Genomic DNA, 16,145 nt, shown 5'->3' on the forward strand with positions numbered 1-16,145 from the left:
AGGCCCATTAATGCAGATCGAAACAACCCCACTTGCTGGTGTTGTCGTCATCACGCCCGCGCGGCACGGTGATGAGCGCGGTTTTTTCTCTGAAAGTTACAATGCCCGTGCGCTTGCTGCTGAAGGCATTGACGTCCTGTTTATCCAGGACAACCACTCCTTGTCCGAAAAAGTGGGTACGATCCGCGGATTGCACTTTCAGGCACCACCGCACGCGCAGGACAAGTTGGTAAGGTGCGGCAAGGGCGCCCTGTTTGATGTAGCCGTGGACATTCGTTCAGGGTCACCGACTTACGGGCAGTGGTTCGGCACCGAATTGAGTTTTGAAAACGGCAGACAATTGCTGGTCCCTGCAGGATTTGCCCACGGGTTTGTCACCCTGAAGCCAGAGACCGAGATCATCTACAAGTGCTCCGACTATTACAACCGCGACAGCGAAGGGGCGCTGCGCTGGGATGATCCGCAGATTGGCATTGATTGGGGTGGGGTCAGTGACCCAATCCTGTCTGAAAAAGACGCGGTGGCGCCTTTGCTTGCTGATTTGGACACGCCTTTCACATACAAGGACTAAGAGCATGAAATTACTGGTCACCGGCGGCGCGGGCTTCATCGGTTCCGCCGTGGTTCGGCAGGCAGTGGAACGCGGGCATGAAGTGATCAATGTTGATGCGCTCACCTACGCCGCTTGCCTTGATAACGTGGCAAGCGTGGCATCCAGCAATCTCTACAGCTTTGAACAGGCCGATATTTGCGACTGGGATGCGATGGTGCGGATCTTTGATACCCATCAGCCCGACGCAGTTATGCACTTGGCCGCCGAAAGCCACGTAGATCGGTCCATCGACGGGCCGGGCGCGTTTGTGCAGACCAACGTGACCGGCACCTACACACTGCTCGAAGCCGCGCGCCGCTATTGGCAGGGGCGCGACCAGTTCGATGGATTCCGGTTCCACCATATCTCGACCGACGAGGTGTTTGGCTCGCTTGGGGCGAAGGGGCAATTCACTGAAACCACGCCCTATGATCCGCGCAGCCCGTATTCAGCATCTAAGGCGGCGAGTGATCACCTCGTGCGCGCCTGGGCCGAGACCTATGGCCTGCCTGTCGTGCTGACCAATTGTTCGAACAATTACGGTCCATTCCACTTCCCGGAAAAGCTGGTTCCGGTCATCATTCTGAACGCGCTGGCAGGCAAATCCCTGCCGATCTACGGCGATGGATCGAATGTGCGCGACTGGCTGTATGTCGAGGATCATGCCGATGCGCTACTGCTGGTGCTGCAGAAGGGCGAGCTGGGGCGCAGCTACAATATCGGGGGCGAGAATGAGCGCACGAACCTGCAACTTGTGCAGACGTTGTGCTCCATCCTAGATAAAAAACGCCCACGGGCGGATGGAAAATCCTATTCCGATCAGATCACCTTTGTCACGGATCGGCCTGGCCACGATGCACGCTATGCCATTGATCCCACCCGCATCCGTGATGAACTGGGCTGGCGCCCGTCCGTCACGGTCGAAGAAGGTTTGGCCAAGACTGTGGATTGGTATCTGGAAAACGAGGCATGGTGGCGGGCTCTGCAGGACCGCGACGGTGTAGGCAAACGCTTGGGCACAGGATAGCAGACCTAGGCATTTTCGACCCTTCACATGCAGAAGGGCGTGAGGCGAGCAGAGGAGTGTGCATGGATATCCTGGTATTTGGACACACCGGTCAGGTGGCCACGGAATTGCGGGCCTTGAATGGCCCTGACACGCGCATCAAGACTTTGGATCGCAAGGCTGCCGATCTGACGGACGCCGCAGCCTGTGCTGCCGCCATTGCCAGCCACGCGCCTGACGCAGTTATCAATGCCGCCGCCTACACGGCTGTGGACGCTGCCGAAACAGACACTGAACTTGCCCATGCAATCAATGCTGACGCACCCGGCGCCATGGCGCGCGCTTGTGCCGCCCGTGACATCCCGTTTGTCACCATATCAACCGACTATGTCTTTTCGGGCGAGGGTGAAGCCGAATGGCTTCCGACCGACCCGACCGATCCGCAGGGGGCGTATGGTCTTACCAAAAATGCGGGCGAGGTTGCCGTGTTGGAAGCCGGTGGGCGTTCGGTGATTTTGCGAACCTCCTGGGTTGTGTCCGCGCACGGCAACAATTTCGTCAAGACAATGCTCAGACTGGGTAAGGAACGCGATGCCCTGACCATAGTTGCAGATCAGATTGGTGGACCCACGGGTGCAGCCGAGATCGCTGCCACCTGTGTGACCATTGTCAAAACGTTGAAAACCGACCCTGACACAGCCGGAGTGTACCATTTTGCCGGTGCACCCAACACAAGCTGGGCGGATTTCGCCCGCGCAATTTTCGACATGTCCGATCTGGACTGCGAGGTGACTGACATCCCGTCAAGCGACTATCCGACACCGGCAAAGCGGCCGCTCAACTCGCGCATGGACTGTACCAGCACAACATCTGCGTTCGGCATCGCCAGACCCGAATGGCGCAACAGCCTGTCTCATATTCTCGATCAACTGAAACAGGTCGACTGAGGCTTCGGCCTTTTCCCAATTTCAACACTCCCTTTACGGAACACGGAGCATCTCGATGACTCAATCAACAGCGCGCAAAGGTATTATTCTGGCCGGTGGCTCTGGTACTCGGTTGTACCCGATCACGGTCAGTGTATCGAAGCAGCTTTTGCCGATCTACGACAAGCCCATGGTCTATTACCCGCTTTCTGTTCTGATGCTGGCCGGTATCCGCGAGATCGCGGTGATCACGACGCCTCAGGACCAGGACCAATTCAAACGCGCCCTCGGCGATGGCAGCCAATGGGGCATCAGCCTGACATACATCGTACAACCCAGCCCGGATGGTCTGGCGCAGGCCTATATTCTGGCTGAGGACTTTCTTGACGGAGCACCGTCGGCAATGGTGCTGGGCGACAATATCTTTTTCGGACACGGTCTGCCCAAGCTTCTGGCCGAAGCGGATTCACAAGGGGCCGGTGGCACGGTCTTTGGCTATCGCGTGGCCGATCCTGAACGCTATGGTGTCGTCGCTTTCGATGAGAAAGGTCATGCCAAGCAAATCATTGAAAAACCAGACGTTCCACCATCCAACTACGCTGTGACGGGGCTCTACTTTCTGGATGCTGATGCGCCCGCACGCGCGCGCCAGGTAAAACCGTCTGCACGGGGTGAGTTGGAGATCACCACGCTGCTTGAAACCTATCTGCACGAGGGTAGCCTGACAGTGAAACAGATGGGGCGCGGGTACGCCTGGCTTGATACCGGTACACATGCCAGCCTGCTGGATGCCGGTAACTTCGTACGGACGCTGCAGTCGCGGCAAGGGCTGCAGACCGGCAGTCCGGACGAGATTGCTTATACGCAAGGCTGGATCGATGAAACGGGGCTGACGGAGCGCGGCAAAAGGTTCGCCAAGAATGATTACGGGGCCTACTTGTCCAGCCTTTTGACGTGACATCTGGCCGTTGTTCATCAAGTGTTGAGACGGTCATATCTGCCGGACATATTTTTGGTCATGCGACTTAAAACGTGTTTGCATCAACCAGAAGTGGATGTAGTCAAGCTGAGGTACTGACGTGATTTGCACAGCGCCACATGACTAAAGTCGTCCGACGCTGTTGCTAATCATACTTTTTGGTTGGCGCTCAGGCTGGTAGAGTTATCGCAAGACGGGAGAAGAGGAACCTAATGGCGCTACGTGTTTTTGGTTTGGGGCTGCCAAAGTCCGGCACATCGACGTTGCAGGATGCTTTCCTGCGGTCGGGCATGAAATCTTTGCACTGGTACACGAAGACTGTCGAAAAATTCGCGGGCAACTCCATGTATCACCGATGGTACCGGGGCGAAAACATCATGGCGGATTTTCCCGGTTTCGAAGCTGTGACACAGCCTGACCTCATCACCACAACGACGTCATTCTGGCCACAGATGGATCCCGCAATGCTGAGGGAAGTCGCCCGGCAGAACCCGGACGTCAAATTCATTCTCAACCTGCGTGACCCTGTTGCGATTGCCAACAGCATGGAAAAATGGGGCAACTTCATGGAGCGCCTGCACAAAGTCGGTGCGCCCGGTATGCCGCCCAGATGCGCCACGACCAAGAAACGGGTCATTCGGTGGATCGAAGGGCATTACGCAAACACGTTTGAACTCTTCGAAGGCAAGGACAACTTCTTATCCTACGACATTGAAGACAAGGATGCGAACATCCGGATCGGAGAGTTCATAGGCCAACCGCTGGAATGGTGGGGTCACTCAAACAAAACGCGCGAAAACGGCGAAACACGCGGCGTTGTGTACTAGATCAGAAAATCGGCCTGAAAGCTTCCTGAATGAAGATACTTGTTCTAGGCACATCCAATTCAATTCTCAAAGGGGGTTGGATGGCGGGGTTTCGGGACGCGGCGCCTCGCCGATTGGCAGATCGACAACATGTCTGTTGGTGCCTCACCTGTTTCCCAGTTCGGTGCCAGACTGTCGCAAGATCTGTCCTCCTATGACCATATCCTTGTCGATGCGATCCCGAACGACGAAAACCTGTTGTCCTTTGTCGGGGCGGAACCGTTTTACGACGCATTGTTGGACGAGATTCTGACGACGCTCGCGGCGCAATCCAACTTGGTAATACTCGGGTTCTGCAACCGCGCCCACGCGCAAAACCGCAGCGCAGTCTACGAGAAATACGAAGTGGCTGCGCACCGTTTGAATGGGGTATTTGTCAGTGTCATTGACTATGCGCTTGCCAATTATCCAGAGCCGGTCTTTCTTGACGGCCCACATATCCTGCCCGAAATCGCCCGAAGCTTTGGCGCAGACTTGGTATCCAAACTGGCGAATTTTGGACAGGACGTGTCCACGTCAACGGCGCGTTCGGCACTACCAACTTCGCGGAAATCGCGTTGTCGGAGTTTGCGCTTGGTGAGCAAGTCACCAAAAAGAACAGCCTGTTGTCCGATACGTTCTCACGGCTTCATGCCGGAACCAAAGTCATGCTGCAAGAGCCAGCCAACGTCATCGGGTTCAATATCGATGCCACTATGAGCTATTGTGACATTCGTTTCGTCGGACCGGACGGACAGCGCCGCATCGGACTGCGCTATAACATGGCCGAGAACGGATTTTTGGCCAAGTTCGTGCCTGTTCCGAACGGGCATCTCACCAACTGCATTGAAGTGTTGGAACCCGGTCCAGATGCAGAAAAGGCTCCGCACAACAGACCGACGGATCCCGGTGGTGTCCGATCAGTTGCAATGTCGCGCTTGTTGACCTGGCGGTGCTGACCAAGCCCGTTCAATGCCCTGCTCTTGGCAAAACGCCTCAGGTGCTCCAGATGGTTGACCGCGATCGTTGATTTGACCGTGTCGTAAAACCGCAAATCGAGCTGAACATAAGGCAGGATCGCATCCCGTAGTTCGGCATCGATCCCGCCCGGTTTCCCCTTGTTGAAATGTGGAAACTCCGCCCGCGGCAAATCCGTGACTTCATGCCAGCGATTAATAGTTTGCGAGATCTCTTCGGTTAAACCGACCATGTCAAAGCGGCCGATTCGCTCAAGTGCCATTTCATAGGTCTCTTCGGTACAGACATGTTGATCATTCGCGCTGGCGATATGATCGGGCTCCGCTCCAAAGACTTTGGTCTGATAGTTCTCCAGATTATTCTTACGAAAGTTTTCATCCAGAAGAAGGTCGCGCAAGTCCGAATACTTGGCACCAAGTCGTGCGTTATGGTGACCCAGCATTGAAACCGTTCTGGCCACCGGCTCTCGCAAAACCGTTGCGACGCGCCAGCTTGGGTCAACCTTGTCACTCATCCACGCCGGAAAGTGACCAAACATGTACGGTGTGCTGTCGGGCTTGATCGTACCGCTGCTGAGCGCTGTCAAAAACTGCCGCGGGCCTATGTAGTTGCCGCCCGTGCGTTCACGATCACTCTTGCTGGGAAAGACCTGCGATGGCGTGATTTTTTCAACGTATGCGCGGAAACTCGTTCCGGCTGTTTTCATAACGTGGATGAATAGCCAGGGAGTGTTGTCCTGCATTTAGGCGTTCTTTTCTTCGTCCGTATTGGTATGTACGGCGAGAATGCCGATACTTTCATGATGCATGGCGGGCATGATTGAGTCTGACCGTGATCATGTCAATATACGGTGCTCTTGCGCTTTCGTCGTTCAGCAGCTTTTCGGCAAGCGCGTTGCGTTCCTCTTGTGTGCCCGCGCGCTCAAGCGCTTCTTTCAACGCCTCATATGTGGGATCCAGGGCTCCGTAGTGACTGCGCGCCAGATCGCTCCGATTCAGATGTGACAACTGATCTGCCATCGCATCAAAGTGCACCGCAAGCATCCAGCAGATTTCGAACATCATCCAGCTTCGATTGGACAAAATCGTGTTGGTGCCATGCGTGCGGTACCGCATAAGGTTAAGCGGCACCATCAGGCATCGCCCGTGCGATGCAGCCCGGAATGCGAAATCCCAGTCATGCGCAAAACGCAAGTTCCTCATGCCGCCGACTTTTTCGTAGATCCGCCTGGATATTACCATGTTGCTGGTCGTCGAGATGAAGTTGGATCGCAGAAGCTCGTAGGCGAACGCATCACTTTTGCGGACTTTCACCTTGGGCAGGGTCCTTGCCCAGCTGGGCAGCTGTGATGTCCAACCTTTCTTGATGGGGCCAGGCTTGCCGACGTGATCCATCTGCTGAATCCAGGAACACGCAAGATCTGCGTCCTGTTCCTGCATCTCGGCGACCATGATTTCCAACCGATCAGGTGTGAAAACATCGTCCGAGTTGAGAATCGAGATGTAGGGCGCGCGCGTCATGGCCATGCCACGATTGATCGCGTTATGAGCGCCCGCATTCTCCTGCAAAACGACTTTGACACGGCAGTCGCGCAGCCCAGCCAGAATGCGTCTGGACCGGTCCTTGGACCCGTCATCGATTACGATTAACTCAATGTCTGATCGCGTTTGGTTCAGGACACTGTCAATGGCCGCTTCAAGATAGGCCTCGTGATAATAGCTGGGGATCACCACCGATGCGATAGGGTCAGGCAAGGTGGATGCCATGACGGGCGGCTTAGCGAGCGCGGTGTTTAGATCCTGTGTCATGCTGTGCCCTTGATATGTGTCAGACGCCCGGCGCGCGCGTAGCGTTCGGCCATGCGATCAATTGAGAAATCATCTCTGGCCCGCGCGGCACCGGGCCGCGGTGCATCGGTACCTTCGGCCAGAACCGTGTCCAACTGGGCAGAGATCGTTTTCAGATCACCCGCCTTTGCCGTACAAAACCCCGCGTCGAATTCTTCGATGACGCGCTTGTTTTCGCCCACATCCGTCGACACGACAGGTATGCCCATGCACACGGCTTCGACCAGAACCAGCGGGAGGCCCTCGTATTCGGACACAACCGTCAGGGCATCAATCGCCCGATAGATTCGGTTGATGTCTTTGACAAACGGTATGCGGATCACGTTCGTCAGGTTTTCGTCCTTGATGGCCTTTTCACACGCCTTGCTCATGGCACCGTCACCAAGCAGGACAAATGTCTCGTCACTGTTGCCAAGGCGCATCGCGGCCAGTTTCAGAAAATCCAAGGGGCGTTTTTGGTCGGTCAACCGACCCGCAAACATGATGATCTTGCCACCGGCTGGCAACGAAAACTCCGCTCGGGCCTCTGCCTTGGAAACCGTTTCAAGCGCCTGTCGCGCCACGGCTGACATCAATGCCGTGCGGTATGTGAAACACCTTGTCCGACGCAAGGCCAAGGGGTCCAAGGAACGTGTCCTTGATGGCGTAGTTCACGGCCACGAAGCTGTCAAAGCGGCGGATGGCGGGTTTGTTGTAGTGCTCGATCCAGCCAAACTGATGATCATAGACCTGCTGGTCCACGATAACGCTGTCAGCGAACGCCTCGCGCACTGCGGCGGCGTTGTTCACGAACCACGATGATCCGTTCATGACGTAAACCGCTTCGGGCGCATACACGTCCGAGATCATCGACAACAACGCAATCCGATCACTCGGCGTCACGATTTTTGACCCATCCAGAAGGGTCAGCCCCGCCTCATGGATTTGATCCGTAATGTCGCCCTGCTCGGTCGAGATAGGCTCAAGCGCAAGATATATGCAGTGGTAATGGCTCTTTAATGCAGCCCCAAGGCTGATGGTCAGACGCTCGACCCCGCCCATTGCCGTTTTCATTCCGACAAGAAGAACCGTAGGGCGGTCATCTTTCACCAGGGGTAGGGTAGAAGTGTCAAATTCGATGTTCGGAACGCCCACAGCGCGTGTCCCACGGCTCCAGAAACGATTGTCGTTCTTGATCTCGAACGGCTGGCGCAGCAGGGCGCTGATGTCCGTGACCTGCGCGCGCGCTCCAAGGCGCTCAATTTCCGCTTCGATCACTTGCCCGCGGACGCAGCCAGACAGCTCCATTCTGCCCAACCAGTGACGCGCCTGTGGCTTTGCAACGATCAGGTGATCGCGCACCGTCTGGACGGCGACCTCTTTCGCGTTGCTGGTGTCGAACGCCCACTTGAAACCAGTGCAACGTCCAGTTGGCTCACAGCAATCGCGAGAGCTGCAGTTTGCAATGTGCGAGCGGTCAGCATCCGCGCCGGTTGCGTGGGCCAGTAAAAGACCGTGTGCCCCAACTGGCTCAGAGCGACAGCTTCGCCCGTCGCATCGCCACTCACCGGATCCCAAACCTTGTATCCATCTGCGCATTTGACCAGCACGTCATCAACGAACCAGTGTTGTTCATTGGTGATATGACCAACAAAGGCAGCACAGACATCTTCGTCCAGAACGATGGCGATCCGCATTGGAAGCACCGGGGGTGTCAGAACCCGCGGGGCAAGGCCCGGATAGGGTTGATCCACCGGTTCAGTGCGCACTATCGGAACGGTCAGTTCCTTGAGATACCGGCGCGCCATCTGATCTGCGGTCAGAACGCCCGAACGGTAGAACTCAACGCGATGCGCAGAAATCACACGATCGATGTTCTCCTTCATCGGCACGGTGCGCGTGATATTGCCCAGCGTATCTGCAAGCGCATAGTTGACCAGAAGGATGGGCAGGAAGGTCACGTCATGGTCAGCGGTGTAGCGGACGATCAACTCCCAATCGACGAGGCGTCTGAGATTCTCATCAAAACCGCCCAGTTCTTCGAGTAGCTCACGACGGTGCGCAAAAGCGTTCAGGTCAATGAAATTGGACCTCAGCAAGGCATGGCGGTCAAAGCTGCGCCCCATGATGGGACGCTCTTCAAGGTCATCGGCAAAGATTTCGACCGCGCCATAAACTGACATCGCCTCGCCGTTGCGCAACAAGGCGGACATGAGAAGCTCGGCGGTTTGTGGGGCGCCAGATGTTATCACTGTCCAGATAGGCGATGAAATCACCGGTCGTGTTGGCCAATCCAGTGTTGCGGGCGCGGCAAACACCGGCGTTTTCCTGACTGATCAGCTTGATGTGACCAGACGCGATGTGTTTTTTGAATTTCTTCGCGATCAGCTTGTGACTGCCATCCGTGCTTCCATCATCCACGACGACAAGTTCGATGTTGGGATATGTTTGCCCCAAAACAGACGTGATCGCTGCAACCACTTCACCCTTACGGTTCCAGGTGGGCATGACCACGGACAGCATCGGCAGGTCAGGCCCTTGGGCATCTTGCGTCAACTGCTGCTGAAGGTCTTCGGTCAGGTTTTCAAATTCAAAAACCAGACCGTCATCCTGGAAGGCCTCAACTGTGTCCGGCGTCCGTATGCCACGTTTGAGGATACGATCCCGCGTTTCAGGATCGATGCGCCGGGGTGTCGGATCAGTGAACGCCTCGATAGTCGTCGCAAATCGATCTCCAAGTCCCACGACACTCCGCGCGACCCAAGACGCATCAAAGGATGGGGAAATCTCGACATCACGGCGGTCCGGTTCGGATAAATAATGCGCCAGGGCGTTGACGTCCTGATCAAGCGGCGCGTCCAGATTGCGCAGGTACCAATCCGTGTTGAACAACGGGTGCGGATTGTAACCCTCGTACGCGCCCTTGGCGACATAATGTGCCAGCGGGTTCAGGCCCGCACGCTGAATCTCCGGATACTCTTTGAAGTACCAGGAGGTGGAAAAAAGCGGGTTGGGATCGTAACCGCGCGTGGCCCCATACTTGACAAAATGCAGCCATGCCGGATCACCCGATTTGTCCCCTTTGAGATACTTCGCCGTGTACCAATCCGCATCCAACAAGGGTGTGTTGCGAATGATCTTGCGTGTGTCTCTCCGGATTTTCTTTGCCTCGGAGCCAGCCAGCCGATCATCCTTGCTTTGAGAGGCCGCTATTTTCCTGATCGGCTCCAGGTATTTCGAGTCGTGCGTGATGCGCGCCTCGGCCTGTCCAAACATCTGGTAATGATACAGTGGATTGATACCCGAACTGCGTACATCCGGGTTGCTGTTCAAATACTCGGTGCTGCTGAACTCGGGCCCGGGATCGTACCCACTTGCGGCGCCAAAATTCAGGTAATGCTCTGCAGCCTCCAAAGGGCGTAGCGGCGTTTCCAGAAACATCTCATTGTACCAAGCCGCATCGAACAGCTCGGCATTCATCACAACTTTGGCTTCGGATACCGGCTCCCCCGGCTCGGCTACTTGGTCTTCGCTACCATTCCCGCTATCGGGTCCTGCGCCCAGTGCTTTCAGAACCTCCTCGATTTCCGATACTTCTTTGGCGGCATGTATTTGGCGATCTTCGCCACGACCGTATAATTCGTAGTGGTATAAAGGGTTTAGGTGTATTTCAGAAACGTCGGGATGCGCTCCGAAATAGAAGTGAGTGCTGAAGTCAGGGCCAGGATCGTATCCTTGCGCCGCGCCAAGCGAAACATAATGCTCTGCCGCCCCACAATCATGCAAGGACACGTCGGGGTACTTGGTTCTGTACCATTCCTCGTCAAACAAGGGCGAACGGCTAACGGCCTGAATGACGTCCGATAGGTCATCGGGTACGGCGGTGTCCACTTCTGTCACAACGAGCCTCTCTGCAATTTATGATCTAAGATATTCTTGTCGTCGGAAGCAATACACTCCGAGCGCTCGGTACGTACTGATCCGGGCAGCGACGGGGTGTCAATTAGCGACATTTGGCTTGGCGTCATCTTGCCGCAATCCGGAACGAGAGTGGCGCAAAAACTGTACGATCCCCCGGATGTTTGGGTACTGGGTTAAAATGTGTCAGATTTCACTTGCCACAATCGGTTGCAAGAGGATTTTCGCCGCCCAGTTGCAACACCGATGGCTCACTTTCATTTGGTTTGCTAACAGGTGCGCGTGGATCATCGAAACCCTTGAATGGGCAAGATGAAGCAGACCCGGGAATGCAGAAGGCCCATGTTATGACCTCACAGACGTCGCACGCGACACCTCACAGAATTCTCGTCATTGGTGGTGCTGGTTTCATCGGAGGGCATGTAGTCAAAAGCCTCATCGATGCCGGTCTGAACCTGGCCGTATATGACCTCCACGCCCAGCCATCCTCCATCGACATAGAGTGGCACAGCGGGTCGATCACGGATCTGAGCCTGATGGCATCGGTCGTTGCCGACCGCGATGCGGTGGTTTTTCTGGCGAATGCCAGCCTGCCGGGGTCCTCAATTGCCAGCTTGTCCATGGAAATCCAGTCCCACGTGCGTGACACGCTGCGCGTGGCAGAGGTCTGTGCGGAACTCGGCGTGAAACACTTTGTTTTTGCCTCCTCAGGCGGCACGGTTTACGGGCATTGCCCGGCACCTGGAACCGGGCTTGTCGAAACCGCGCTGACTCAACCACAAAACGCCTATGGCGTCTCAAAGCTGGCCATCGAACACTACTTGCGCCTTCTGTCCGGCAAAGCAGACATGCAAACCACGTCGCTTCGCATCTCCAATCCCTATGGGGAAGGGCAGCGCGCCGTGCGGGGCCAGGGCTTTATCGCTGCAGCAATACAGCGCGCCATGGACGGGTCCGAGCTCGAGATTTGGGGCGATGGCCTGGTGGAGCGGGATTTCATCCACGTGTCCGATGTCGCTGCAGCGATCCTTGCGACATTGCGATCCGACAATGCCCCAGATGTCGTCAACATCGGAACGGGTCAGGCGACCTCGCTGAAATCAATCGTGGAAATGGTGGAAGCCGCATGCGGAACCTCTATCGACACCCGTTATTATCCCGGACGTCGGATCGATATCGAACGCAATGTCCTTGATATTGCGCGGGCACAAAACACCTTGGATTGGTCGCCGCGGATCGCACTGGAAGATGGGCTCACGCAAACGGTCGCATGGTGGCAAGAGCATCACAAACCGGCCTAGCAATCGGAGCAATCCGCCCAACTGCAAAGCTCAAACTCATATAATCAATATTATGCTATTTGTTGCGCGCGAATGCTGTGCAAGGCCGCCAGTCGTGTTGCGGCAATCTCCAGAGTTCTTGCACTGGACGCGACAAGATCCGCTTCCTCCGCCGCTCGGAATGCATCCATATCGAAGGGGCCCGTGACAAAACCGTGCTGCTTCAGACGTTGGTAGACCGGCACCGGATTGACATAGACACCCATGCCACCAGGGCTGGACGTTGATCCAAACCGGTCCGGCAGAACCTCGATATTGTCGCCCGGACACAGCAGCTTGAACGGCGCCCGCTGCGAGATCGCCTGACCATAGATCGCGTTGTTGGCTCGGCGCGGCAGCATCAGAAATTCGGTATCAAGTTGCGACAGAATCTGTGTTGGATGGGCGGCACTGCCCTCGTCGAACACGATCTTTTCCGCCCCCATGAGATGGCCCAGCTGCACGGCCAATGACATTGCTTCGGGCGTAGAACAAAAGACGCCCGCCGCTTTCATTTTCGCCTCGAAATAGCTGCACCCCAACACACCCCCTTTTTTCAGAAGATGCCGCCGCCCCATGTAGATGCGGGCGGGTGCACGCGCGATATGCAAAGCCAACTTATCGGCAAGCACATCCTGATAGCCCTGCAGGTATTCCATATAAAATGGCTCGATAGGGTTGCGCGGCGCTGTCCCGGGTTCAGGCACATCGAGGTGGTCAATCACGGTGGCTTCTCGGATCAAAGTGACCGGCACATCACCCATATCCAAAAGCTGCATCAGGTCCGTCAGAAAACTGGGCAGCTTTGCCTCGGCCAGATCGGCATTCGTGCGGACGTCCTGCAAACCCTGCACGGCCAGAAAGACAATCCCGTCATATGTCCGCCCCGCAGCCTTCAACGCCCAAAGACGGTGAATGCAATCCACGAAGAAGTGGCCGAAATGGTTCCACATCGGGCCGCCAAACACATGCCGACCCTTCAGCCTCGGCAAATCCTTGCTACCCTGCAGCCATCCAGACTTGCGCGGGATGTCCTGCGGCTCGTCCCGCAAGGTCGCACCCCGTTTCATACGCGATTCCGCTGGCGCAACGGCAGCATCGATCCCACCCCGAAACAACGGGCGCTTATAGACAAAGGGCGTCACCGCCACATCGCGCAACGGAACGATACTTGGCCCAGCGGTCATGTTTCGAACCCCAATCCCCGGATCAGCTTCACGTCGGCTTCAACAAAGCGCTCAAGCCTGCCGGCACTGTCATCACGTTCAAACCGTTCCAGCAGGGCAGGCCAACGTGCAGTCCTGCCTGCGTTGGGTCCGGCATTGACATACGTTCCCTGAATTTCGGGACACGTCCCAAACATCTCCGCCAACTCGGCTTCCAAAGCATCAAGCCCGTCTACCGTGTAAATGCGCTGCAAAGCGCCGGCACCGTCCAACGCGTGACGCACCAATTCGCGCTGATCAAGATCCGCAACCTCAGTCCAACCGCAGAATCTTCCGAGTCGTCAGATAGCTACAGTAGAAGTTGTTGTAGTGGTCGTGGACAAAGCGCTGCCATGCTCTGTCCCCACCAAAAAAGTAGTCATCAGCCGATACGGACGTGACAGTCCGCATGTTTGTACGTGCCTTGGATGCCAATTCCTCGGCACTCAGCTTGGCGGCCTCACGGATCAGGTAGAAATAGAAGGATGCGATGCGCTCGCGTGGATCTCGCAAAACGGTAAAGGCAAAGCGGTCGTCCGGCAGGGTATCCAGATCAACCCAGTCAATATGCCCGGCATAAAGGCGGTATCCAGACGGCATTTGCGCATCCGGGGCCGCATTGGCATGCGTACGCACCGGGCTGAACGCCTCTTCCGGCACCAGCTGTTTCAAAGCTTCCAGCACGGTCTGCCCTGCCGTCTTGGGAATGTGGGGAAACACCACAACGGGCGGCACCGTTCCGCCTGTTTTGGTCCGCTTGTACCACCGCGATAAAGAACCCAAATCAGTTATCTCCGAAGCCCGTGAGCAAACGCACTGCCTTTTTAGAAAACGCTTGAGGTGCTTTCTTTGAAAGCGGCACCACGCTTTCGCGCCAAGCGGCCGGCACGGAGTCACCAAAGCGCGCACGCACCGCCTGATATTGCGGCGCAAGGGCCTCGCTCAGCATCTGTTCCACCGCATCCGGCAGCACAGTCGACCGCCCAAGATTGACCCGCTTGTCACCCGCAACCTTATGCGGCCTGATATCAAGGAAGGCACAGATTTCATCAACACTGTCCTGGCTGAACAAGTCTTCGTAAAAGGCATAGTGGATATGGTCTGATGGCACCGCCGCCTCAAGGGCTTCCATCGTGCGCGCATAGTCTGCGCGGGGAATGCGCGCAATATCACGCTTGTCTCTCAGATCCTGCGCATGGGCCACACATTTGGCTTCATAGGCAGCGTCGGACAATGTCGGGTTCTGCGCGCCGATCGCCATGCAGAATCTGCGACCACAGCCGATCAACGGGATCGCGCAGAATGAAAATGAACTTCGCGGGACCAAGACTGTCCATTTCACGAAATCCTTCGGCATCCAGCGTGCAGTAGGATGGGGTGAAGTCACAGATGATCTTTTGCCCGGCATAGCCCTTGGTCATGTACTCGACATAGGGACGGTGGTCGCCGGAGGCGGCCGCGTGAATTGACAATCGCTCGGCCAACAGTTGCGTGTCGCGCAGGCGCTTGCGATTTGCCGGGTCCATTCCAGGCGTCAGGTTGTCCACGGCACGTCGCAACTGTGCCAATCGGTTATTCAGGTGACTCTGTTCGCTTTTGACATAGAGCGCATCGAAATAGTGCAGTTCCTTGATGTGGACGGTGTGACTCTCTTCGCTTTGCTTGAGATAATCGAACAGCCAACTGGTCCCGGCTTTCTGCGCCCCGATGCCATAGACCATGGTCGCGCCCTTCGGCAGCAACCCTGTGGACCCAGTCCGCTTTGGCTCAATCGGAGCAGCGCCCACAAATTTGCGCACTGCCGCAGCGACGGTTTTGTCGTGGGGCGCACGGTTGAAAAACCCATGACTGGAATTGGGAAAGGGCATCATCTCGCACCGGTCTTTTGGCCACAGCGCGGCGAACCGGTGCGATACATCAATAGGCACAACATCATCCTGTCCACCATGCGCCAAGAAACAACGCAATCGCGACAGCATTGGATGCCCTTTCAACCTTGCAATAGGCGACAGATGGCCATGATCCTCCGGCTTGATCACGCGGTTGGCAAACCCGTCCGGTCCGGTGTCCGTCACGGCATTCAGCAGGATCAGCCCGGTCACATGCTCTTGCACTTCAGCCGAAGCTTCCAACAGGGCGTCCAAAGCCAAAAGTCCGCCAAAAGAGGCCCCCAGCAGATAAAGTCGCCCCCCGGCGGGAATTTGCGCCTGTGCCCAATCCAACGCCTGCGCTGCATCTGCGCGCATATCTTCGAAACTCGCCTGATCCGCGTTCAGCGTCCGGTAGCGTGCCAACGCCATTGTCACACCAGGTCCCGCAGTGACCTGCTGCGCAAACGGCACCATCATGTCAGGCGTCCCCGCAACACCGCCACCGCCGTGGAAGGCAAGGATGTGGACCGGATCGTTTGGCGTCGAGGCCAACATGGTGACCTCGCCTGCCTGCCCGATCTTCTGCGTTACTGGATCTGTCATACTGATCTTTGCCCCGCATCTTGGAGCACAGCTACGGCTCCGCGTCCGGCCCTATCATTCCAATCAGCGGGGGAAAA

General features: G+C 56.4%; 18 protein-coding genes. 7 read left to right on the top strand and 11 right to left on the bottom strand.

The genetic code is table 11. The annotated features are described in order from the left end of the window. Positions 1–10 precede the first annotated feature (10 nt). The 6 genes from rfbC (at position 11) to ACZ1HN_RS24095 (ending at position 5,068) form a co-directional block, all read left to right on the top strand. Positions 11–571, top strand: coding sequence for a dTDP-4-dehydrorhamnose 3,5-epimerase (rfbC, locus tag ACZ1HN_RS24070; RefSeq protein WP_472729468.1), 561 nt, complete (start codon positions 11–13; stop codon positions 569–571). A gap of 4 nt (positions 572–575) precedes the next feature. Next, a complete protein-coding gene (rfbB, locus tag ACZ1HN_RS24075; RefSeq protein ID WP_472729469.1) occupies positions 576–1,619 on the top strand; it encodes a dTDP-glucose 4,6-dehydratase in 1,044 nt (347 codons plus the stop codon). A gap of 62 nt (positions 1,620–1,681) precedes the next feature. Continuing rightward, a complete protein-coding gene (rfbD, locus tag ACZ1HN_RS24080; RefSeq protein WP_472729470.1) occupies positions 1,682–2,545 on the top strand; it encodes a dTDP-4-dehydrorhamnose reductase in 864 nt (287 codons plus the stop codon). A 55-nt stretch (positions 2,546–2,600) separates the two neighbouring features. Then, entirely contained in the window at positions 2,601–3,482 is an 882-nt protein-coding gene (rfbA, locus tag ACZ1HN_RS24085; protein ID WP_472729471.1) for a glucose-1-phosphate thymidylyltransferase RfbA, read from the top strand. A gap of 233 nt (positions 3,483–3,715) precedes the next feature. Beyond that, positions 3,716–4,330 carry a sulfotransferase gene (locus ACZ1HN_RS24090; RefSeq protein WP_472729472.1) on the top strand — a complete coding sequence of 205 codons (615 nt, stop codon included), beginning with the start codon at positions 3,716–3,718 and terminating at the stop codon, positions 4,328–4,330. A 129-nt stretch (positions 4,331–4,459) separates the two neighbouring features. After that, positions 4,460–5,068, top strand: a complete 609-nt coding sequence (locus ACZ1HN_RS24095) for a hypothetical protein (protein ID WP_472729473.1) — start codon at positions 4,460–4,462, stop codon at positions 5,066–5,068. A 55-nt stretch (positions 5,069–5,123) separates the two neighbouring features. Here the strand turns inward: ACZ1HN_RS24095 and ACZ1HN_RS24100 are convergent, their stop codons facing one another. The 6 genes from ACZ1HN_RS24100 to ACZ1HN_RS24125 are packed head-to-tail and all read right to left on the bottom strand — an operon-like array spanning position 5,124 to position 11,052. After that, the gene (locus ACZ1HN_RS24100; RefSeq protein ID WP_472729474.1) at positions 5,124–6,068 is read right to left on the bottom strand and encodes a hypothetical protein; all 945 of its coding nucleotides are present in this window, start codon (positions 6,066–6,068) and stop codon (positions 5,124–5,126) included. 55 nt (positions 6,069–6,123) lie between these two features. After that, entirely contained in the window at positions 6,124–7,134 is a 1,011-nt protein-coding gene (locus tag ACZ1HN_RS24105; protein ID WP_472729475.1) for a glycosyltransferase family 2 protein, read from the bottom strand. Further along, complete coding sequence (locus ACZ1HN_RS24110; protein WP_472729476.1) at positions 7,131–7,745, bottom strand: glycosyltransferase; 615 nt, start codon at positions 7,743–7,745, stop codon at positions 7,131–7,133. Before ACZ1HN_RS24110 ends, ACZ1HN_RS24105 begins: the two co-directional genes overlap by 4 nt. After that, the gene (locus ACZ1HN_RS24115; protein ID WP_472729477.1) at positions 7,717–8,460 is read right to left on the bottom strand and encodes a glycosyltransferase family protein; all 744 of its coding nucleotides are present in this window, start codon (positions 8,458–8,460) and stop codon (positions 7,717–7,719) included. Before ACZ1HN_RS24115 ends, ACZ1HN_RS24110 begins: the two co-directional genes overlap by 29 nt. A gap of 38 nt (positions 8,461–8,498) precedes the next feature. Continuing rightward, complete coding sequence (locus tag ACZ1HN_RS24120; RefSeq protein WP_472729478.1) at positions 8,499–9,365, bottom strand: glycosyltransferase family protein; 867 nt, start codon at positions 9,363–9,365, stop codon at positions 8,499–8,501. Next, entirely contained in the window at positions 9,298–11,052 is a 1,755-nt protein-coding gene (locus ACZ1HN_RS24125) for a glycosyltransferase family 2 protein (RefSeq protein ID WP_472729479.1), read from the bottom strand. Before ACZ1HN_RS24125 ends, ACZ1HN_RS24120 begins: the two co-directional genes overlap by 68 nt. A 365-nt stretch (positions 11,053–11,417) precedes the next feature. Here ACZ1HN_RS24125 and ACZ1HN_RS24130 point away from each other — a divergent pair, with 365 nt between their 5' ends. Next, positions 11,418–12,371, top strand: coding sequence for an NAD-dependent epimerase/dehydratase family protein (locus ACZ1HN_RS24130; RefSeq protein WP_472729480.1), 954 nt, complete (start codon positions 11,418–11,420; stop codon positions 12,369–12,371). Positions 12,372–12,421: 50 nt separating this feature from the next. Here ACZ1HN_RS24130 and ACZ1HN_RS24135 read toward each other — a convergent pair whose 3' ends face one another. From ACZ1HN_RS24135 to ACZ1HN_RS24155, 5 genes are read right to left on the bottom strand one after another with little or no spacing between them, the layout of a single operon-like run. Continuing rightward, the gene (locus tag ACZ1HN_RS24135) at positions 12,422–13,576 is read right to left on the bottom strand and encodes a glycosyltransferase family 61 protein (RefSeq protein ID WP_472729481.1); all 1,155 of its coding nucleotides are present in this window, start codon (positions 13,574–13,576) and stop codon (positions 12,422–12,424) included. Continuing rightward, positions 13,573–13,839 carry a hypothetical protein gene (locus ACZ1HN_RS24140; RefSeq protein ID WP_472729482.1) on the bottom strand — a complete coding sequence of 89 codons (267 nt, stop codon included), beginning with the start codon at positions 13,837–13,839 and terminating at the stop codon, positions 13,573–13,575. The genes ACZ1HN_RS24135 and ACZ1HN_RS24140 overlap by 4 nt, the downstream gene beginning before the upstream one ends. 28 nt (positions 13,840–13,867) lie before the next feature. Further along, positions 13,868–14,377: a sulfotransferase family 2 domain-containing protein gene (locus ACZ1HN_RS24145; protein ID WP_472729483.1), complete on the bottom strand. Its 510-nt coding sequence runs from the start codon at positions 14,375–14,377 to the stop codon at positions 13,868–13,870. A 1-nt stretch (position 14,378) separates the two neighbouring features. Further along, positions 14,379–14,855 carry a hypothetical protein gene (locus tag ACZ1HN_RS24150; RefSeq protein WP_472729484.1) on the bottom strand — a complete coding sequence of 159 codons (477 nt, stop codon included), beginning with the start codon at positions 14,853–14,855 and terminating at the stop codon, positions 14,379–14,381. Further along, a complete protein-coding gene (locus ACZ1HN_RS24155; protein ID WP_472729485.1) occupies positions 14,809–16,068 on the bottom strand; it encodes an alpha/beta hydrolase in 1,260 nt (419 codons plus the stop codon). Before ACZ1HN_RS24155 ends, ACZ1HN_RS24150 begins: the two co-directional genes overlap by 47 nt. Between the last annotated feature and the right edge of the window lie 77 nt (positions 16,069–16,145).

The sequence above is a fragment of the Tateyamaria sp. GN1-10 genome, from assembly GCF_055693845.1.